19 protein-coding genes are annotated in these 18089 nt (G+C 45.4%); 6 read left to right on the top strand and 13 right to left on the bottom strand.

The window, feature by feature from the left end; translation table 11 throughout:
* Positions 1-50: 50 nt before the first annotated feature.
* The 4 genes from AR383_RS19235 to AR383_RS19220 all read left to right on the top strand — a co-directional run bounded on the left by AR383_RS19235 (position 51) and on the right by AR383_RS19220 (position 4043).
* Positions 51-1466: a peptidoglycan DD-metalloendopeptidase family protein gene (locus tag AR383_RS19235; protein WP_055734590.1), complete on the top strand. Its 1416-nt coding sequence runs from the start codon at positions 51-53 to the stop codon at positions 1464-1466.
* Positions 1467-1642: 176 nt separating this feature from the next.
* Complete coding sequence (locus tag AR383_RS19230) at positions 1643-1960, top strand: antibiotic biosynthesis monooxygenase family protein (protein ID WP_055734589.1); 318 nt, start codon at positions 1643-1645, stop codon at positions 1958-1960.
* Between the two features lie 128 nt (positions 1961-2088).
* Positions 2089-2721 carry a glutathione S-transferase family protein gene (locus AR383_RS19225; RefSeq protein ID WP_055734588.1) on the top strand — a complete coding sequence of 211 codons (633 nt, stop codon included), beginning with the start codon at positions 2089-2091 and terminating at the stop codon, positions 2719-2721.
* Between the two features lie 131 nt (positions 2722-2852).
* A complete protein-coding gene (locus AR383_RS19220) occupies positions 2853-4043 on the top strand; it encodes a class I SAM-dependent rRNA methyltransferase (protein WP_055734587.1) in 1191 nt (396 codons plus the stop codon).
* A 294-nt stretch (positions 4044-4337) separates the two neighbouring features.
* On the opposite strand, the gene AR383_RS19210 is transcribed toward AR383_RS19220, so the two are convergent.
* The 9 genes from AR383_RS19210 to AR383_RS19170 form a co-directional block, all read right to left on the bottom strand.
* A complete protein-coding gene (locus tag AR383_RS19210; protein WP_055734585.1) occupies positions 4338-4526 on the bottom strand; it encodes a hypothetical protein in 189 nt (62 codons plus the stop codon).
* 18 nt (positions 4527-4544) lie between these two features.
* Positions 4545-4928: a CBS domain-containing protein gene (locus AR383_RS19205; RefSeq protein ID WP_055734584.1), complete on the bottom strand. Its 384-nt coding sequence runs from the start codon at positions 4926-4928 to the stop codon at positions 4545-4547.
* 112 nt (positions 4929-5040) lie between these two features.
* A complete protein-coding gene (locus AR383_RS22390) occupies positions 5041-5487 on the bottom strand; it encodes a lipase family protein (RefSeq protein WP_198150180.1) in 447 nt (148 codons plus the stop codon).
* Positions 5409-6035 carry a lipase family protein gene (locus tag AR383_RS22385; RefSeq protein WP_055734582.1) on the bottom strand — a complete coding sequence of 209 codons (627 nt, stop codon included), beginning with the start codon at positions 6033-6035 and terminating at the stop codon, positions 5409-5411. Before AR383_RS22385 ends, AR383_RS22390 begins: the two co-directional genes overlap by 79 nt.
* A gap of 101 nt (positions 6036-6136) precedes the next feature.
* Positions 6137-6901: an exodeoxyribonuclease III gene (locus AR383_RS19190; RefSeq protein WP_055734581.1), complete on the bottom strand. Its 765-nt coding sequence runs from the start codon at positions 6899-6901 to the stop codon at positions 6137-6139.
* 198 nt (positions 6902-7099) lie between these two features.
* Positions 7100-9763: a family 14 glycosylhydrolase gene (locus AR383_RS19185; protein WP_055734580.1), complete on the bottom strand. Its 2664-nt coding sequence runs from the start codon at positions 9761-9763 to the stop codon at positions 7100-7102.
* Positions 9764-9949: 186 nt separating this feature from the next.
* A complete protein-coding gene (locus AR383_RS19180; protein ID WP_232304769.1) occupies positions 9950-10123 on the bottom strand; it encodes a methyltransferase family protein in 174 nt (57 codons plus the stop codon).
* 8 nt (positions 10124-10131) lie between these two features.
* A complete protein-coding gene (locus AR383_RS19175) occupies positions 10132-10422 on the bottom strand; it encodes a hypothetical protein (RefSeq protein WP_055734578.1) in 291 nt (96 codons plus the stop codon).
* 6 nt (positions 10423-10428) lie between these two features.
* Positions 10429-10971 carry a hypothetical protein gene (locus AR383_RS19170; RefSeq protein ID WP_055734577.1) on the bottom strand — a complete coding sequence of 181 codons (543 nt, stop codon included), beginning with the start codon at positions 10969-10971 and terminating at the stop codon, positions 10429-10431.
* A 981-nt stretch (positions 10972-11952) separates the two neighbouring features.
* Between AR383_RS19170 and AR383_RS19165 the strand changes: the two genes are divergently transcribed.
* A complete protein-coding gene (locus AR383_RS19165; protein ID WP_229711234.1) occupies positions 11953-12936 on the top strand; it encodes a pyridoxal-phosphate dependent enzyme in 984 nt (327 codons plus the stop codon).
* On the opposite strand, the gene AR383_RS19160 is transcribed toward AR383_RS19165, so the two are convergent.
* The gene (locus AR383_RS19160) at positions 12922-13677 is read right to left on the bottom strand and encodes a hypothetical protein (RefSeq protein WP_055734576.1); all 756 of its coding nucleotides are present in this window, start codon (positions 13675-13677) and stop codon (positions 12922-12924) included. The two genes, AR383_RS19165 and AR383_RS19160, sit on opposite strands and share 15 nt — an antisense overlap.
* 645 nt (positions 13678-14322) lie before the next feature.
* On the opposite strand from AR383_RS19160, the gene AR383_RS19155 reads away from it, so the two are divergent.
* A complete protein-coding gene (locus AR383_RS19155; protein WP_055734575.1) occupies positions 14323-15951 on the top strand; it encodes a methyl-accepting chemotaxis protein in 1629 nt (542 codons plus the stop codon).
* Between the two features lie 185 nt (positions 15952-16136).
* Here AR383_RS19155 and AR383_RS19150 read toward each other — a convergent pair whose 3' ends face one another.
* The 3 genes from AR383_RS19150 to AR383_RS19140 form a co-directional block, all read right to left on the bottom strand.
* Positions 16137-16889 carry a helix-turn-helix domain-containing protein gene (locus AR383_RS19150; protein WP_055734574.1) on the bottom strand — a complete coding sequence of 251 codons (753 nt, stop codon included), beginning with the start codon at positions 16887-16889 and terminating at the stop codon, positions 16137-16139.
* Between the two features lie 4 nt (positions 16890-16893).
* Entirely contained in the window at positions 16894-17355 is a 462-nt protein-coding gene (locus AR383_RS19145) for a carboxymuconolactone decarboxylase family protein (RefSeq protein ID WP_055734573.1), read from the bottom strand.
* A gap of 142 nt (positions 17356-17497) precedes the next feature.
* Positions 17498-17902, bottom strand: a complete 405-nt coding sequence (locus AR383_RS19140) for a DUF1801 domain-containing protein (protein ID WP_055734572.1) — start codon at positions 17900-17902, stop codon at positions 17498-17500.
* Positions 17903-18089: the final 187 nt, after the last annotated feature.

The raw sequence follows: 18089 nt of genomic DNA, 5'->3' as shown, positions 1-18089 counted from the left end.
TGTGCTGGTCATCACTTGCCCAAACCGGCGCAGAGTAGGTAATTCAAACTATGTTAAACAGTAAAACCCGCCTATTTCGGCGGCCTAGTCGTCTGCCAAACAAACATTGGCAACTAATACTCGCTTGTGGCGCGGTCATTACCATTGCCAGTATTTGGCCGAGCTCACAGCAAATAAACAATAACGGCCGCCAACTAATCGAGCTGCCAGAAGAGAGCTTCCCGCAAAGCAGCGAAGGCTTGAGTTTCGACATTGCCAGCCATAGCGCTCAAGCCATCGACATCGTAACCCAGAATATTCACTCAGAGCCTCAAGCGTCAGACTTTAGACAGGAGCAGCTGAGCCAAACCAATGCCCAAGCAGCCCCTCCTAATCCCGCCAGCCCTGCAGCGGCAACAGGTATCAGTGAACAGCACTACACCATCAAACGAGGCGATACTTTAGGCAAAATTTTCACCCATTTTAATATCGATCAAACCACCATGTATCAGGTGTTAGAAGCCGATATTTCAGTTTTGGCTCTCGATACCTTAAGCCCTGGTCACGAGCTTACCTTCACCATTGACCGCGATAACAACCAATTACAAGCGCTGCAACTAGCCTTTAACCCGGCCCAGAAAATTATCTTTAAGCGTATCGACGCCAGCAGTTTTGAATACGAAACCATTAACATTGAAGGCCAATGGCAAAAGCAAGCCATTAGCGGCAGTGTTGAAGGTAGCTTTTACTTATCAGCGCAAAAAGCCGGCCTCAATGCCAACGAAATCGAACAAGTCGCCCAAATGTTTAAGGATAAACTGCGTTTTTCTCGTGACTTCAGAGCCGGCGATGTATTTCAAATCGTAAGAAATCGGCAATACATCGATGGCGAACTCACCGGTCAGAGTGAAATCAGCGCAGTGCGTATATTTAACCGAGGCAAAGAATACAGCGCTTATTTATTTACTAACGGCAACTATTACGACAAACAAGGTGAAAGCCTAGCGCGTGCTTTTATGCGAGTACCATTAAAAGGCGCGCACCGGGTTAGCTCTTCGTTTAATCCTCGCCGCAAACACCCAATAACCGGGCGAATTTCACCGCATAACGGTGCCGACTTTGGGGTAGCCATTGGCACTCCGGTACTCGCAGCAGGCGATGGCGTGGTGACTCGTATTGAAAACCACCCTTACGCGGGTAAGTACATCGTGATTCAACACGGCGGTAAATACCGTACTCGTTACTTACATCTTAACCGCTTTAAAGTACGTAAAGGCCAGCGAGTCAGCCGCGGACAAGTTATCGCAGAATCGGGTAATACCGGTCGTTCAACTGGCCCTCACCTGCATTATGAATTTCATATTAACGGTCGAGCGGTGAACCCAATGACGGCAAAAATCCCTCTGGCTTCAGCCATTGAGCAGCAAAGTCGTGTCGCCTTTAACCAGCTAGTACAAGACATGAATAAACTGCTAGAAAGCGCCTAAACCTCACACTAGCAAGCGCAGTTCAGCGCTTGCTGCATCTTATTGAGCGGCGAATAAACCGCTCAAGACTCGCTCTAAGCCAGTTGCTCTGAGTGAAGACAATTCAATTGAACTTTCGCTCGCTTAGGTTAAGCTTTTGCCTGTTATTTGCAGTAGTAACAGCTCAAGGAGCCCTCATGTCAAGCATTGCCACTACCCCAAAGCCGCCCTATTACGCGGTTATTTTTACTTCTGTTCGAGCAGAGGTAGAGCAAGGCTATCAGCAAGCCGCTAAGCGAATGCTAGAACTGGCCGAACAACAACCAGGCTTTTTAGGTTTTGAATCGGCCAGAGAAGAAACAGGCATTAGCGTTTCCTATTGGTCAGATCTAGACGCGATAAAAAACTGGAAGTTAAACGCAGAGCATCAACAGGCTCAAATACAGGGGCGCAATACTTGGTATGCCGAGTTTAAAGTACGCATTGCCAAAGTTGAACGCGACTACGGGCTATAATCACAGAGCATAAACTTAGATTTAAGCACCACTCTAGCGACTTTCAACTTATAACAAAAACTCGCTTAGTACTTCATAAACAACTACTTTATACAGTGCCTATGACAATCTTTTAAAGGACAGTAGTAATGATCACCTTATACGGCTTACCGCGCTCGCGCTCACTTCGTGTTTCTTGGATGCTGGAAGAACTAGGCTTAGATTGGCACTATCACTATGTTAACTTTCAAGCTGGCGAACAGCGCAGTGAAGAGTTTCTGGCGCTCAACCCTTGCGGTAAGGTTCCAGCGCTAAAAGATGGCGACCTAGTGCTCAGTGAATCCGCCGCCATTTGTTTATATCTGGCCGAGAAATACGGCCCGCAATTTCTTCCGAAGCCTGGCAGTGAAGCCTCTGCCCTACATCACCGCTGGATAAGTTTTACCACCACCGAGCTAGAGCAAGCCCTATGGAGTATGGGTAAGCACCGCTTTGCCCTTCCCGAAGAACAACGCATTGTTGAAATGATAGACACCGCCACTTGGGAATTTAATCAAGCTGCTGCTATCGCCGAAGGCTGGATCCCCGAGAGCGGGTATTTGTTAGGTGAACAATTCAGCGTCGCCGATATACTGCTATGCCATACCCTCAATTGGGCGGTAAGCTTTCAGCAAACTCTGCCTGAAAAATTAATGAATTACCGCAAGCGCACCAGCCAGCGCCCAGCCTTAAACCATGCGCTAGAAAAAGAAATGAATGGCAAAGCCATGGCCAAGCTATAAAAAAACTACTCCCATTTTTAGCCAAACAAGCTAGCCTCGCTGGGATAATCTTGAATAAACCGCAGACATCTACTTGGTCAAGCTCAAGTAGATGTCTATAATGCGCGGCATTAGTAACTAGGACAAACATTATGAGCGGTATCATCACCCTAAAAGCCAAGCGCGACAAAGCCCTACTGCGTCGCCACCCATGGATATTCTCAAACGGTATTCATAAAGTGTCGGGCAAACCGCTAGCTGGCGAAACCGTTGAAGTTTACAGCGCCGAAGGGAAGTTCCTTGCCATTGCCGCCTATTCTCCAGAATCGCAAATTAGAGCCCGTGTTTGGAGCTTTGACCAACACCAGCCTATCGACCAAGCGTTTTTTATCGAGCGCTTACAGCAGGCTCAAGCCGCACGTAGCATTTTGCCAGAGTTTGCCTCTACCAATGCTTATCGAGTGGTGGCGGGTGAAAACGATGGACTGCCCGGCATTACCATCGACCGCTACGCCAATGTATTGGTGATTCAGCTACTCAGTGCAGGCGCCGAATTTCAACGCGCCAACTTAATCGAAGCGCTAAAACACTGCTTCCCAGAAGACTGCATTTACGAGCGTTCCGATGTGGATGTGCGTAAGAAGGAAGGCTTAGAATCCCAACAAGGTTTGATTCATGGAGAGCTTCCCGCTCAACCCATGGAAATTGAAGAAAATGGTTTACGGCTATTAATCAATGTAGAAACCGGCCATAAAACCGGCTACTACCTCGACCAACGCAATAACCGCCGCCTCGTTGGGCAAATGGCCAAAGGCAAAAAGCTACTCAATTGCTTCTGTTATACCGGCGGCTTTGGCACTTATGCCCTAGCGGGTGGCGCCAAAAAAGTCGTTAACGTAGATGTGTCTGACGCGGCTTTAGAAATAGCCGCGCAAAATGTTAGTTTAAATGGCTTAGACAGCAGCAAAATTACCCAGCTTAATGCCGATGTATTTAAGCAGCTACGCAGCTACCGAGATGGTGACGAGCAGTTCGATATTATCGTGCTAGACCCACCTAAGTTTGTTGATAGCAAAGCCAGCCTTAACCGAGCCAGCCGAGGTTACAAAGACATTAACCGTTTGGCTCTGCAAATGCTGCGCCCCGGTGGCTTGCTGTTTACTTATTCCTGCTCCGGCTTAATGCCCACTAGTTTATTTCAAAAAATTGTTGCCGATGCGGCCATTGATGCCGGCCGAGAAATGCAGTTTCTGAAAACTTTAGAACAGGCAGAAGATCATCCTGTAGCCGGCCCCTATCCCGAAGGCCACTACTTAAAAGGCTTTTTGTGTAGAGTAAAATAGGCCCTCAGCAAATCCAAAACGCAGCTTAACGCTGCGTTTTTTATAGCTTTTGCAACGCGTCGACAGAATTACCCTAATAATCAAGCCTAAACCAAGCGAGTTTCAAAAAATTGTTGCCGATGCGGCCATTGATGCAGGGCGAGAAATGCAGTTTTTGAAAACTTTAGAACAGGCAGAAGATCATCCTGTAGCCGGCCCCTATCCCGAAGGCCACTACTTAAAAGGCTTTTTGTGCCGAGTGAAATAAGCCTTCCGTAAACTAAAACGCAGTCCTGAGCTGCGTTTTTTCTAGCTTTAGCAACGCGTCGACAGTATCGCGCTAATAATCAAGCCTAAACCAAGACCGGCTATCAAAGCCCCCACAAAACCCAAAGCCGAATAAGGCAGTATCACCAGCCCAATACCTAGGCCCAAAAGAGTACCGCCGCCAATGGCCCAAGTGCTTCGATCGTTTAAGGGCTTATCTTTTGCTTGCTTATCCACTTGTCTTCCTTAGCTTTGTTAGTCGAGTAAACAGGCTTGAATCAAATCCAGCGATGAGACAATGCCCACAATGTGCTGCTGATTCATCACCAATAAATGGTGGATTTTTTGCTCAACCATCAGTTCAGCCGCTTGTCTTGCGCTCATCGACGCATTCACGGTAACCACCTTATGGGTACAGACTTCCCAAGCTCGCTGTTGCTTAGGGTCATCATGTAAGGTAGCAAAATGCACTAAATCGCTAGCACTAATTACCCCAAAAACCTGTTTGTCTGGCGTGAAAACCGGCACACAATGCAAGTGATGTTGATCCAAAATTTGGCAAACCTGCTCTACGCTGTCATCCAGCTCAACACCCACCACATAGCTCTGCATAAAGGTACTAACTTGACGATTCATCATGGCTTAGTCCGTGTTCACTATTTACCGTAGCAGTAATTAGAGGCTAACTGCTTAATTTAATTATAGTGGCGCTAACTTACAGCTGCTTTGAGCTGCCTTGCAGATTTGGCGCTTAATCGGATTGTTTAGCCAACAACAGCTTGTTAGCTAAAATGGTGGCATAATATATGGGCATGTGATCACTAAAGCTAATCCCGGCATTAGCTTGTAAATGCTTGAAATTAGCCTGCCATTCCTTGAAAGAATCCAGTAGATGTTGATTGATTTCCACTAAGTCTAGCGCCAATCGCTTGCTGCGTTGATGCTGAACTTGCAAGGTATCTAAGAGTAAATCCTTAAACTCACCAGCGCTTAGCTGGGGCCGCCGATGAGCAATCGGCTGTTCTGCTTGAAGGTAGACTAATTCACCACAGCTTTCGAAATGAAACTTCACCGAAGATAGTTTAGGCGGTAATAAAGGAATAGGGTCACGGCCATGTTCTACCCGCCATATCGGCCGTTGTTGTAGGCTTTGCACAAAATCATGGTCACCCACTCGCGGGCTACCAAACAGATACAAGCCGGTGGCCTCTGGCGTTTTAGCAAAACATAGGTTAGCCAAAGCGCCCCCAAACTATGTCCAGTCATCCAAATAGCGCGTTGCGGATAATCCTTAATTTGCTGTTGAATAAACCGACCTAAGCCTAGCTCACCATCCCATATTTCATCTAAGGCTTTTTGAAAGCCAGCATGCACTCGCCCGCCTTGGCTAAAATTAACCGGTAGAATATTTAGGTCGCTGCGTAACTCATGTAAGGCAGAGAAAGACTTCAGCTCAGTGCCTCGAAAGCTAATAATTAACAGCTCTTGATTAGCCGCAGCCATACACTCGGTGCCAGTACCTTGAAAAAAATCAAACTGCTCAAAACCCGCTAAACGATAGGCCATGCGGGCAAAGCCGGGATGGCAATAAGCCAGCAGCGAACAATCAGCCAACCAGCTAGCATTAACCAAAGAAAATGCACAGTTATCCCGCTCAAAAGGCTGAGCTTGTAGTGCCTCAAAATAACGATAATTCATATCGGGCGGCACAATGTCGTAATGCTTGGGATCGGGAATACTTTTCATTTTGTTTAGCTTAAGCATCTGCTGTTTGAATCCCCCTAAACAGTAATAAGTAGCGACCAGTTAAGCTATTAGCCGCCACTTATTACTGCTAATAACAATCATTATAAGGCTAAATCAACCTGCACCGGGCAGTGATCAGAGCCCATAATGTCAGTTAGAATATCCGCATCGCTAACCTTGTCGGCAAAGGCTTCGCTTACCAAGAAATAATCAATTCTCCAGCCTATGTTACGGCCACGCGCACCGGCTCGGTAACTCCACCAGCTATATTTTACCTGATCTTGTTTTTTTAAGCGGAAGGTATCAACGAATCCTGCGCTAGTCAGATTGTCGATGCCGTCAATCTCGGCTTGCATATAACCGGCACTTTTATTGTAGTTGGGTTTAGGACGCGCTAAATCGATATCTTTATGAGCCACGTTTAAGTCCCCACACACCAACACCGGCTTGCGCTGTTCTAGGCCTTTTAAGTAAGCCAGAAAATCAGCATCCCACTGCTGGCGGTAATCTAAGCGTTTAAGCTCACTGCCAGAGTTGGGCGTATAAACTGTCACCAAAATAAAATCTGCATATTCCGCTGCAATCACGCGGCCTTCTTGGTCGTGTTCAGCAATGCCCATATCGTATTCCACGTTGAGTGGTTGCTGCTTGGTTAAAATGGCAGTCCCCGAGTAACCTTTTTTCTCGGCCGAGTTACTGTAGATATGGTAACCGTCTAACTCTGCTAGAGCAGCAAGCACTTGCTCATCCTGCGCTTTCGTTTCCTGTAGACACAATACATCGGTTTGCATGGATTCAAGCGAGGCTAAAAAGTCTTTCTTCATCACCGCTCTGATCCCATTTACATTCCACGATACTAAACGCATGTTTTGTTCCTTTAACTCTTCAATAAATAGCGTCCAATACTAAAATAATTCACCGCATTCGGCCACGCCTACACACCAGAAAAACCAGCCTAAGCCAAGTTGAGTTACCAGCATCACCTATATACAGTTGTCTGGTCTAGCGGCGGCAAAAAAAAGCGCAGTGAATACCTGCGCTTTAGATTTAACTGGATTAAGCCATCATGAAATGCGGTCAATCAGCTTCTTCAGTTCACGTCTCGGTGTAGGCTCATCGTCGAAGAAGTTTTGCATTCGCAGTAAGGTTAAACCGTCGTAACCTGGCGAGCGGTTTAAGGCTCTGGCCATTTGCCTCCACCCCTGCTCACCGTAGAGCTCACCGGCTAGCGCGTTTTCTCCCATTAGCGCAACTTGGCACTCATCGGCGGCATCGGCCATCCAATCAACCAAATCGGCAGCACGTGAGTAACCCTCATAATCTTTATTGATCATTTCCAAGCAGGTGAAGTGTATAGCCGCTCGAGATTGCTTACCTTCAGGCAATAAGCCTTTTAACAAACCTAAGTATTCCTGCTGATTACTGCTATTTAAAGTAGGGTGAACCGCAATCAAACCCGCAGTTATCTCAGCTGCACGGGGCAATTCAGGGTCACTCACCACCCAGTGAATACCAGGAATTTTGATGCCAATTGGCACCTGGCCAAAGGCCTCATCTTCAAATACCGCTAATGCGCTTTCAAAAATACGCCGACCATGCGCCACCAAGGCTTGGTGATACCAGCTTAAAAACTCACGCGCCCAAGCATTGTGAATATAACGCTTATGGCTAAACAACCAGTTAGCATCGGGGATCTCGGCCTGCTCAAAGTTTTCCCAAGTAAAGCCAAAACTCGCATTTAAGGTACTAATGCTATGGAACTTCGCCTTTAAGTAAGCCAGCCAGTCTTGTTTGGCTAAGCGGCTATAACATTGCAAAGTACCACGGTTGGGGTAATTGCCCCAGTCATGGGCATTGTAGCTTGGATAACGCAACTCACCCGCAGGGCCTAAGCTCACGTTAATTTCATCCATTAAGCTGGCTTTATTAATGTAATGCTGCTTAAAGGCCTCCATGAAGCGTTGATAATAAGGCATCACAAACTCATCGGCCCACAGTGATACATACTCCATAGAGGCATCACCGGTCTCCGATACATACTGTAAGTCCTGCACCGAGTTGAGTTGATCATGGCTTTCTAGCAGCCGCCCCCAAAGCCATAGGGGAATCGCTTGCATGAAGTCGTCATTAACGTTGCCGCCAGCCTGATGGAAAGACAAAATCGGCACCCATTGCAGGCCTAAGCGTTTTAATAAGGCCACTACCCTGTCGTAATAACTCCAGTCAAATTTACCGGGTTTATCCCCTTCAACCAAGCCCCACCAAATATCGGTGGAAATAGCGGTCACCCCAGTACTGCGCAATTCACGCAACTGCTCTTCAAACTGCACCCAGTTTTCTTCTTCCAGCAATTGTTTTTGGTTCGCCACTTTAAGGTGCAAGGGTCCCATCACTCGGAATTGCTTCTTACCTAGCTGACGTGTCTCGCTGTGCTGGTACTTAAACTTATTCAGCTGTGATAAACGCCCCTGCACAATAGACTGCTCATTAAGCTGCGACATGTCGTTAAATAGCCAGCCCTGAAAAGCGCTGCCATGTAATACCGAATGATACAGTTGATCCCAACCCGGATGGCTGGCTAAAGCCTGCGGCTGAGCATTTTGAACTAAGGCTGGAATGGCTAGTTCTTTCAAAGCATTAAACAAGCCTTGGTTTTGTCGTGAGGCATGGCTAGATTCCGCACCACTGACCACTACCATTAAGCGGTTTTGCGCTTGCTTATTCCAATAACTTAACTGGGCCAACTGATAGTCTAAAAGCTGTGAGCGCTCTAACCACGGCTGCGGATTTAAGCCTGTTAAACAGGCCAGCCAAGGATGATCGCTAGCACTCATACCCGGCAACGGAATATTCAGTGCCAATTTGCTGTGTGCCCACTGCTTTGCAAAACTCGCTTCAGCAATGGCGAGAAAGCCACCCACAAATTGTTGCCAATTTTGCGCATACCAAAGGTTAAATTCTTTAAAGCAGGTAGAACTCGTTTTACGCTGGTAGCAATCGGCTAAGTTATCACTGAGTTGCTGAGGCCAAGGCTGCTCTGCATTTAGCTCCCAAAGGCTCAACCAAGCTTGTTTCGAACCGTATTGTTGCTCCATGTCGGCGGCTAAAGCAGCCAAAGCAGTAGGGCTAAAACTTTGATAAATAGCCTGAGCATCACGCTCTCCCCAAGGAAAACATGCTTCACCGTCAGGGCCTAAGCCTAGAAAAACCACATCACAGTTAGCCGCAAATTCTTGCATCTGCTGGGCAAAGTTATCCATCCATTCGCCGAACATTTCCAATAAACCAGCGCCAGCCCATAAACTAGGACTTTGGGTATTATCTCGGCCAAATTGGTTGACGTACTTGATCGCATCGGCGCTCTTTGTGGCGGGTAGTTTCGCCAACATCGAACCCCAGAACCAGTCAGGCAAACGCTGCTCCACGCCTTGTTGAGTATCGGAAGAAAAAAACAACTGATATTGCAACTTAAAGCCATGTCCCAATAAATGTTGCGACAAACGCTTAAGTGCCTCCCAACTTTCGGCTTGGGCTAACTGCTCGGCACAAAACGGCGCCAGATAGCGCCAATGCACCGGTACCACAATGGCGTCAACACCATTTTGCCGAAGCTTACGTAGTTGTGGAGACAAAGCCTGAAGTTGGGCTTGATTACAAGAAGCGGCATACTCTGCGAGGGGTAAAGAACCCTTCACCCAAGCCTTACGCGCTGAAATTGGATTAGCCATATTTAGCTTACTCTAAAAAATCTGTGCTAGTTATCCCTAGTCCGCCGCTTAACAGCAAGGCTGCAAAGCTTTTCACTTAAACAAAAGGAGATCTAGATCACATAATGCACCTATCAACAGTCTACTCCAAGTCTCTAGATTGCCAAGTTAAACTCACTTAAGCTGCTTAATAAAAAGTAGAAAATGCTAAATCCAGCGGCGAGTTCTACGACAATATTGCAAATAGCGCTCTCCAAAGTGGCGCGCAAGGGCCCTTTCTTCTGGCTTAATTTGAAAATGAGTCAGCAAAAACATAAATAAGCCACAACTCAACAAGGCCGAGTAACTTTGCAAATGCAAGCACCAAACAAGCAATAACATTAACAAGCTCAAATACATTGGATTACGGCTAAAACGATACAAGCCCCCACCACAAGGTGCTGGCTACGTTCAGGGTGATGGGGGTTAATGGTAGTGTGTTTTCGAATAAAACCCAGCAAACTCAGCAGCGCAATAAACCCCGCCACCAATAACAAAGGCCAACGTAGCAGCAAGATGGCTGGTGGTAATAAAGTTAAGCCTAACAAGCCGTGTAGCTTGGCTAAGCCGTAGGCCACTATGGCGCACAACAACAACCATAATGGCGGCGGAACCAGCAACTCCAAAGATTTAACAGTCATGGGCGGTCATTCATCCTTTGATGCTTCGCTCTCTACCTTCTGAAAAATATAGTGTCCTCGATGAGAAATGGCATTGTGAAATAAATTCTGAAAAGGGAATAAACGTTTTTTTAAGTAACAGCCCAAGGCGAGTAACAGTGCACTCGCTGCCAAATTAACCAAGCCCTCAAGGTAAAACATATAAGGCAAACCTTGGTAGAGAGAATAACCAGCAAATACCATCAACAAGAGATAACCATTCACTTTGTTTTTATAGATCATCAGCATAATCAGTAAGGGCAGTAGACTAGGTAGCAGCAAGCTTATGAGTAAATTGCTATCTATCTGCTCAGCCAACATAAAACCAAAGCCCCATTTACTGAGCACTAACAACTGCAATAAGGCGAGTAAAAACGCCTTCAGTTTAGCATTAGTCTGCAGTGCTTTGGTTTCGGGTATCGCGGCTAACGCCTTGGTTACCTTACGCAAATTCCACTGCTGTTGCTCTGCATGTTGATATATTTGTTGTTTATTTAAGCCTTCGGCCCATAATTGATCGACTTGTTTCATTAGCCCTCCGTAAACCCTCACTCTACCCCAGCCCTCAAGCCAATAGAAAGCGTAATATTAACATTCCGTCTTTCTTGAGTGAGCAAGCAAAGAAGTCCATCACCCGCAAGTAGGGCAAAACTCAAAGACCAAGCAGAGACTTTTCACCAAAGTTATTCACAAAGCCGCAAGTTATTAACATTTACCTAAAGCACGCAACCAAAGCATCAATAAAATAGAACATTCGGTAACTATCAATTCTCTCAGTAATCATTTGTTAAGAGAATAACTTAGCTATATTGAACCTCGTAGCAAGCCTAGCCGCAACCGGATATGTTGATTAAACGATGAAAACAAAGGCCGCTTTTTGCCGATTTCTTAGCAATCCGCGCATCAAAAGTATCGCCAAAAAATTAGGTAGTTATAGCCGAAAGAAAGCAAATCCAGCTAAATAGGACAAGTATTTTTAATGGCTTTAAGGCAAAAGTGAAGAACCGGGAACGTTCTATTTTTGTATTAATTTTAACTTACGTAAAAATGTCAACGACCCTTGACGAAGTTAGCTGAAAAAAGAATTTTTTACTAATTTTGAGAGACAATATTGACGCAAAAACGCGATCCGCTGTAAGCCACATAGCTTCAAGCCTAGCGAATTTTATCCACAGCTTTGTGCACTGTTTTTGTGGGAAAAGCTGTTTGGATTATTATCGGTAATTCAGAGTAATATTTTGTTGAAGCTATCATTACCAGCTGTAACTCTTAATCAACCAATAAAATCCAATGTAGGCTCCTATTTTTGTTTGTTCAGCTACTAAGCCCGTCCACATTACTCCTCACTCATCCCGTCACTACTGGGCTAGCGGCGAGATAGGCGAGGATCATTACAGCCAAAAATGATCTTTAAAGAGACATAAAATTGCCATAGCTGCGTCATAAAATACTTTTACGCTAAGAGGTTAAGTGAGGTTTGCTAAGCATAAGTTTTACTTTGCAGACTTAAGCGTGCAACGTAAACTAACGGCCATCGGTTTCGTGTTTACGGATAAGCACTTGTTTACCACTTCACCCGTACAATCGGTGCAATTTAAAGGACACTCGCTATTCGTTAAACGCGATGATTTACTTCATCCGCAATTTTCTGGCAACAAAGCACGCAAGTTTTATCATTTTTTAAAGCAGCCGCCAGCAGGCATTCACACCCTAGTGGGCAGCGGCTCCGCCCAAGCCAATTCACTTTACTCTTTAGCGGCACTCGCCAAGCTGAACCAATGGCGCTGCGAATTCTATGTCGACCACATCCCCAGTTGGCTAAAACAAAACCCCTGTGGTAATTATCAGGCGGCTCTAGAGTTAGATGCCCGCATCATTGAAGTCGCCAGTTTACGCAGGCAACAACAAGCTAACCTCGACCAGTTTATGCAAACCATAGTAAGGCCCAGCTTATCGGCGCAGCAGTTGTTTATTCCCGAAGGCGGCCGTTGTCACTATGCAAGAGAAGGCGTGGTGATGTTAGCGGAAGAAATCGAAGACTGGCAGCATCAACAACACATTGGCCCACTAAGAGTTATGCTGCCCGCAGGTACCGGTACTACCGCCTTATTTTTAAGCGAATACTTCAGCCAAATGAATCCCTGTATTCAGGTATTAAGCTGCGCCTGTGTGGGTGATGAGTACTATTTACGCTCGCAATTTTCGCTATTAAATAGCAATCCCAAGACTCACCCAAGCATTCTAACGCGGCCTAAAAAGTACCATTTTGGTAAGCTCTATCCTGAGCATTACCAAATCTGGTTAGAGCTAAAACAACAAACAGAAATAGAGTTTGAACTACTCTACGACCCCATTGGCTGGCAGTGTCTAATCCGCTACCTTGACGAACATAATGACGATGTCCCTACCCTGTATATCCATCAAGGCGGCTTGCTTGGCAATCAAAGCATGCTTAATCGCTATCGCCGAAAATACCCCCATCTAGCGCCAATCTAACCAATAGCTATAAGGAAAACTCTCCGATAAATTTACCGTTTCTTGATAATGCTCGCTCGGTTGAGCCAAACACTCTGTACCACTAAATTCTGGCTCGGCCCAGCCGCTATTCTCATTTAAGTACTCGCGGCTATAACCCCAACGGCCACAAGACAAAATGCTGTCGTAGCTCTGTTCTCGCTGGCACACCACACAAGTTTCAAACTCTACCTCAATATTTTGCCCCTCCTTGCCTAAGGCATCCGATACAAAGGGCGTATCATAAATAGCCAGCGTAGAGGCCCGTTTAGGCGCCTCGCTCCACGGCTTGTCTTGAGTATCTTGCGGAGTGTGGTGTACGCCATTGCCAAACTCTAGCGGCGCAGCATCGTAAAAGGGCTCCACAAACCATTCGGGCGCATCAATCTGGGCGGAACGCTCGTCACCCAGTAAACGTCGATTTGTGGTACGAACCTGCAACATGCGGTAGCGCGAGCATCCTGCTTGATTAGCTAGTTCAAGCTCGCCATTACGATTAGCAAACCAATGAATTTCTAAACCTATACCAGTGGCATTATCACGGGGAATATAAGAAGCCTGTTGGCGGCTACTGTGATACCAAGCCTCAGAAAACACCAAAATACCCAATGTATTTTGCTGGTAGGTTACGGGGCATACCTTGCCAACGAGCAATTCGGCATCGTCTGCCATTGCGCTACCCAGCCAAAAGCTCATTAGTAATATCCATAATCCAAAGCGCATAGGCCCCTCCTTATTGGAGTTTATTCACACAATGGTCATCTAAGTGTAGTAGGAATCACATTTACTTTTGTTACAGCGTAATGCCGAGGCCGGACAGTTCCTGATTAACGAGTCATCAAGCAAACTTGTGAATAAAGGAGGGTTAAAGCAAAAAATGTTGCTTGCTAGCACTTCTTTGATGCTAAAGCGGAGCTAACGAGATCGCTATTTTTCTCTGTGGCATTGCTGCTTTTGCCAAACTTACCGCTACTTTGTGATTAAAATTGGCATTATTGGGCTAAAAATACCGCATAAAAACCTATAAAACTAGCCTGAACCACTATTTGATCTTATTGATGGTATTAAGCGTTAACTAAGTCGGAAATAGTTAAATAGGCTTAGTAAGTAACAAACGATGTAGCTTGATATAGCAAAAAAGGCTAATTAACAGCATGCATTTTAAATATCAGTAAAACCAGTAAATTCAAACACAAAGATAATTTAAATCTTAAATTTATCAATAGGATAGCGTGAGCAAACTTACAAAAAGCAGATTTATAGCCCGAATAACAAATTCCTATCTAAACTAAAGTAAACAACAACATTTTGTGACTTTTTAATAAAAACATAAGAACTATTAAAAGCAGCAGCCACAGGCAGGTAAATATGAAACTAAGCAGCTTACGATTTAAATACTCTTTGGTGTTCGCCTTAAACGCGATGATGTTAATTGTGGTCTCGTTAATCGGCTACAATGTGGGAGTAAATACCACAAACAACTTACGTTCAATCGAAAATAAAGTACTACCCGCCATCGCCGCAGTGCTGAATGCCGACCGCGACCTTTATCAAGCCAGAGTGGCGGAGTTAGATATGCTGGCCGGCGACCAAGCTGATTTTCAGGGCTTTCAAGCTGATTACCAAGAAAATGCCCAACAAGCCTTGGATAGAATGCTAAAATTTCAAGCTTTATTGGCCGATTATCCACAAGCCGCCCAAGGCCTAGAAAGCTTTCAACAACGCTTCCAATCTTGGAAACAACAAAGCTCAGAAGTCTTTGCCTTGAACAAAAGCGACCCTGCTAAAGCTTTGGAACTCAGTACCGGAGCCAGCCTTACTAGCTTTAATCAGCTACGTGAACTTTATAATACCGCTACCGAATCCGCCGAAGCCTTAGCCAAAGAAATTGAACAGCGCTCAGAATCTGAAGTCACCACCCAATTAACTATCTTGGCAATCATAGCCATTGTATCTGTGGGCCTCTCGGTGATCATCGCCTATTTTGGGCCAAAAATTTTAGTCACCTCTATCAATCAAATTACTCAAAGAATTACTGAAATAACCCAAGGTGATGGGGATTTAACCCAGCGTTTAGAAGTGAAAAGTCAAAATGAAATGGGCGAACTAGCTAATAGCTTCAACCAATTTGTTGATCTTTTAGAAGGGTTGATTAGCCGAGTTAATGGCTTCTCCAAAGAGCTTAGCCACTCAATCGCAGGCATAAGCCAAAAATCAGAACAAACCACAGAAGTCAGTCAGGAGCAAAACCAGTCGGTAGAAATGATTGCCACCGCAGTCACCGAAATGGCGGCGGCAATCCGCGAAGTGGCCAATAACGCCAATCATACTGCCGAAGAAATCAACACCGTAAACAGCCAAACCGAGCAAGGGCAAAACATTACCAAACAATCGGTAGAGCAGATCACCTTGCTGTCGAATACCGTACAAGAGGCCTCTCAGGTTGTGGAAAATCTTTCTCAAGAATCAGATCGTATTGCTTCAGTATTAGACGTAATTAGAGGCATAGCCGAACAAACCAACCTATTAGCTCTGAATGCCGCTATTGAAGCAGCGCGTGCCGGAGAGCAAGGACGCGGTTTTGCCGTGGTAGCAGATGAAGTCCGCAGCCTCGCCAGTAAAACTCAACAATCTACCGAAGATATTCAAAAAATGATTGAAGCGCTACAAACTGGGGTAACTCGTGCTGTAGATGCCATTGCCAAAGGTAGCAGCGTTGCCGAAGGCACCGTGCAACTGGCCGAACAAACCCTAGAAGCCTTAAACCAGATATTAGACTCTACATCTCGGGTAAGTGAAGTGTCTACCGCTACGGCCACTTCAACCGAAGAGCAAAGCCACGTGACCGAAGACATTAACCGTAACCTTACTGAGCTTACCGACAAAACTCGAATCAACTTGGAAAATGCCACCGAGTCTTTAGCCGACGCTAAACAGGCCCTAGGCCAAGCCGGTTCACTCAATCAACAATTACAACGTTTTAAAGTGTCGGCTTAAACTTATTGATTTAAACCGAACCACAAAGCCACTGCCCACTAGCAGTGGCTTTTCATTTTATTAAGTAAGCAAAGCGACACCACAAAGATAAGTGTTTCATTTTTGGAATTAGAGAAATAACAACTCATGCTGAACGGTAAATATTTGCTAGCCGTGCTAGTTTAGCCCCGATATGCAATAGTTCTTCAAATTTGCCCAGGGGTAATATGCGCGATAGTACGGAACTCCCTTGTCATATGGGCTTGGTCACTAAATCCGAATTGTTGGGCAGCATCCACCAAGTTTACGTCTTTGTATAATTGTAAAAAACAGATCGCTTTTTTTACCCTTAAAATGCGTTGATAATATTTCGGAGGCATTCCTAGCCAAAGTTTAAAAATACGTTCGATTTGTCGCTGGCTCAATGCAATACGGTCGCTTAACTGCCCCAAAGCTTGGTCTTGATCGATACATTCCAAGGCTTTTTCTAGAGAGTCTGGTATTACCTTGGTCAAATTAAGATTTTTATTTGCCCAACTCCCCAAAGCCTCAACCTTGCTGTTATTATCTTTTAGCATTCTGAGTTTATGGTAGAGGTGATAGAGCTTATAGGGCTGATCTTCTTCAGCAAATAACAAGCTTGGCTTAGCGTAATGTTGCCCTAAAACAGCATACCCCACCGCTGGATGAAAACGTATGCCCGCTAGCTGCGCGCCGGGTGACAGAACAATGTTCTCCGCTTGCTTCTTTACCGGCAGCATGATCACACCTTCCGGTAGAGTCTCATTGCCAATGATAACCTCACCAGAAAAATTAAAAATAATGCCACTACCGGCATCGGAATACAGTGGTTTCACTATCGAGTTCGAGTCAGATACCGAAGCTGACCATATTCCCTGAATGAGCGCAGACAGCTGCCCCGTTGGTCGAGACAGCCGAAAGTTTAACGCCGTTTTCATCGATTTATTGCGGTTTATGACTTCCTACCTCTGGCTTAAATGTTTTAGCAACTCGGTTCCAACTATTAATGGCATTAATCGCTATAGTCAAGTCGACAACGGCTTGTTCACCTAATGCGTCTACCACTCTGTGATAGCTTTTATCATCCACTGCTTCACCAGAGCTTAATAATTCAGCCCAATCCAACGCTACCCGCTCAAGTTGTGAGTAAAGATGCATACCCCGCCACGCACTTAAACCAATAATACGTTCTTGGCTTTCCCCCTGCCTCAGGGCGTCTTTACTATGCATATCAATACAGAAGGCGCACTGATTGAGCTGCGACACCCTAAGTTTAACCAATTCCCAAGTTGCAAGCGTCACGGTATCTGAAGCACTAAATTGCTCGCGCAGGTAACTTTCCTGATTCATCAGGATCTGCATTGCCTTGGCTGCGAGGTCGTAGTAGTTTGCGCGTAAAGTCATATTTCATCTCCTTCTAAGTGAGGAAACTAAAATAGCTGACACCACAAAACAGGTATTGAATATTTTCGACATGCGTCCTAATAAGAACCCAGATCATTAGGCTTTTTACAAGCCAATTTTGGCAGCGTGTTATGTGAATGGTTTACGCGCCCAAAAGAGGTAAATGCTTACGCTGCTGATAAGTTAAAGCTAACTCTAGGCAGTGCTTAATAACAGCTTCTGGTAAAGGTTGTGATAAGGACAAGATTATTGCTCGATTTCCCTGAAATTCGAGTTCTTCAGCATACAGTTCTCGGAATGTGTCAACTAACCTAGTTTGGCAGTGAAACAACAGATAATAATAATCTGGAGACTGCTGTTTCCAGTCCAACCTTACCGGACTGCCGGTTTTAACCTTGTAGCTTGGCTCTCCCCATTTTAGCGATTCTTCCACTTCACCAAGCCCCAACTCAGAGGCGATTTGCATCACTAAACTTCGCAGTTGCTCTAAGCGAATACGCGCATTTTCTGGGTAAACCTGAAAGCGCTGGTTGACGCCCTTGTCCATGGGATCCTCCTATTTGCATGAAACCCATTACAGCGAGCCATTAATGCACTTGTGTTCAAGACTATTTTTTCAAATGTGCACGCAGTATATATAGCTCATGCGTAGTGGCTTAGCTGACTCCAAAAAACAGGCTTACGACCAGCTCAACTCTCTGTTAGCACAAATTAATCATCATTTATGCTCTCTT

Source organism: Agarivorans gilvus, assembly GCF_001420915.1.
Lineage (GTDB): Bacteria > Pseudomonadota > Gammaproteobacteria > Enterobacterales > Celerinatantimonadaceae > Agarivorans > Agarivorans gilvus.
The sequence above is the reverse complement of the archived record's forward strand: the minus strand, read 5'-3'. Positions and strand labels throughout refer to the sequence as shown.

Bases quoted from the DNA above. Each gene is read 5' to 3' on its own strand.
- AR383_RS19235 (WP_055734590.1), top strand. From the start codon at position 51: ATGTTAAACAGTAAAACCCGCCTATTTCGGCGGCCTAGTCGTCTGCCA.
- AR383_RS19230 (WP_055734589.1), top strand. From the start codon at position 1,643: ATGTCAAGCATTGCCACTACCCCAAAGCCGCCCTATTACGCGGTTATT.
- AR383_RS19225 (WP_055734588.1), top strand. From the start codon at position 2,089: ATGATCACCTTATACGGCTTACCGCGCTCGCGCTCACTTCGTGTTTCT.
- AR383_RS19220 (WP_055734587.1), top strand. From the start codon at position 2,853: ATGAGCGGTATCATCACCCTAAAAGCCAAGCGCGACAAAGCCCTACTG.
- AR383_RS19205 (WP_055734584.1), bottom strand. From the start codon at position 4,928: ATGATGAATCGTCAAGTTAGTACCTTTATGCAGAGCTATGTGGTGGGT.
- AR383_RS22385 (WP_055734582.1), bottom strand. From the start codon at position 6,035: ATGAAAAGTATTCCCGATCCCAAGCATTACGACATTGTGCCGCCCGAT.
- AR383_RS19190 (WP_055734581.1), bottom strand. From the start codon at position 6,901: ATGCGTTTAGTATCGTGGAATGTAAATGGGATCAGAGCGGTGATGAAG.
- AR383_RS19185 (WP_055734580.1), bottom strand. From the start codon at position 9,763: ATGGCTAATCCAATTTCAGCGCGTAAGGCTTGGGTGAAGGGTTCTTTA.
- AR383_RS19180 (WP_232304769.1), bottom strand. From the start codon at position 10,123: ATGTTATTGCTTGTTTGGTGCTTGCATTTGCAAAGTTACTCGGCCTTG.
- AR383_RS19175 (WP_055734578.1), bottom strand. From the start codon at position 10,422: ATGACTGTTAAATCTTTGGAGTTGCTGGTTCCGCCGCCATTATGGTTG.
- AR383_RS19170 (WP_055734577.1), bottom strand. From the start codon at position 10,971: ATGAAACAAGTCGATCAATTATGGGCCGAAGGCTTAAATAAACAACAA.
- AR383_RS19160 (WP_055734576.1), bottom strand. From the start codon at position 13,677: ATGCGCTTTGGATTATGGATATTACTAATGAGCTTTTGGCTGGGTAGC.
- AR383_RS19155 (WP_055734575.1), top strand. From the start codon at position 14,323: ATGAAACTAAGCAGCTTACGATTTAAATACTCTTTGGTGTTCGCCTTA.
- AR383_RS19150 (WP_055734574.1), bottom strand. From the start codon at position 16,889: ATGAAAACGGCGTTAAACTTTCGGCTGTCTCGACCAACGGGGCAGCTG.
- AR383_RS19145 (WP_055734573.1), bottom strand. From the start codon at position 17,355: ATGACTTTACGCGCAAACTACTACGACCTCGCAGCCAAGGCAATGCAG.
- AR383_RS19140 (WP_055734572.1), bottom strand. From the start codon at position 17,902: ATGGACAAGGGCGTCAACCAGCGCTTTCAGGTTTACCCAGAAAATGCG.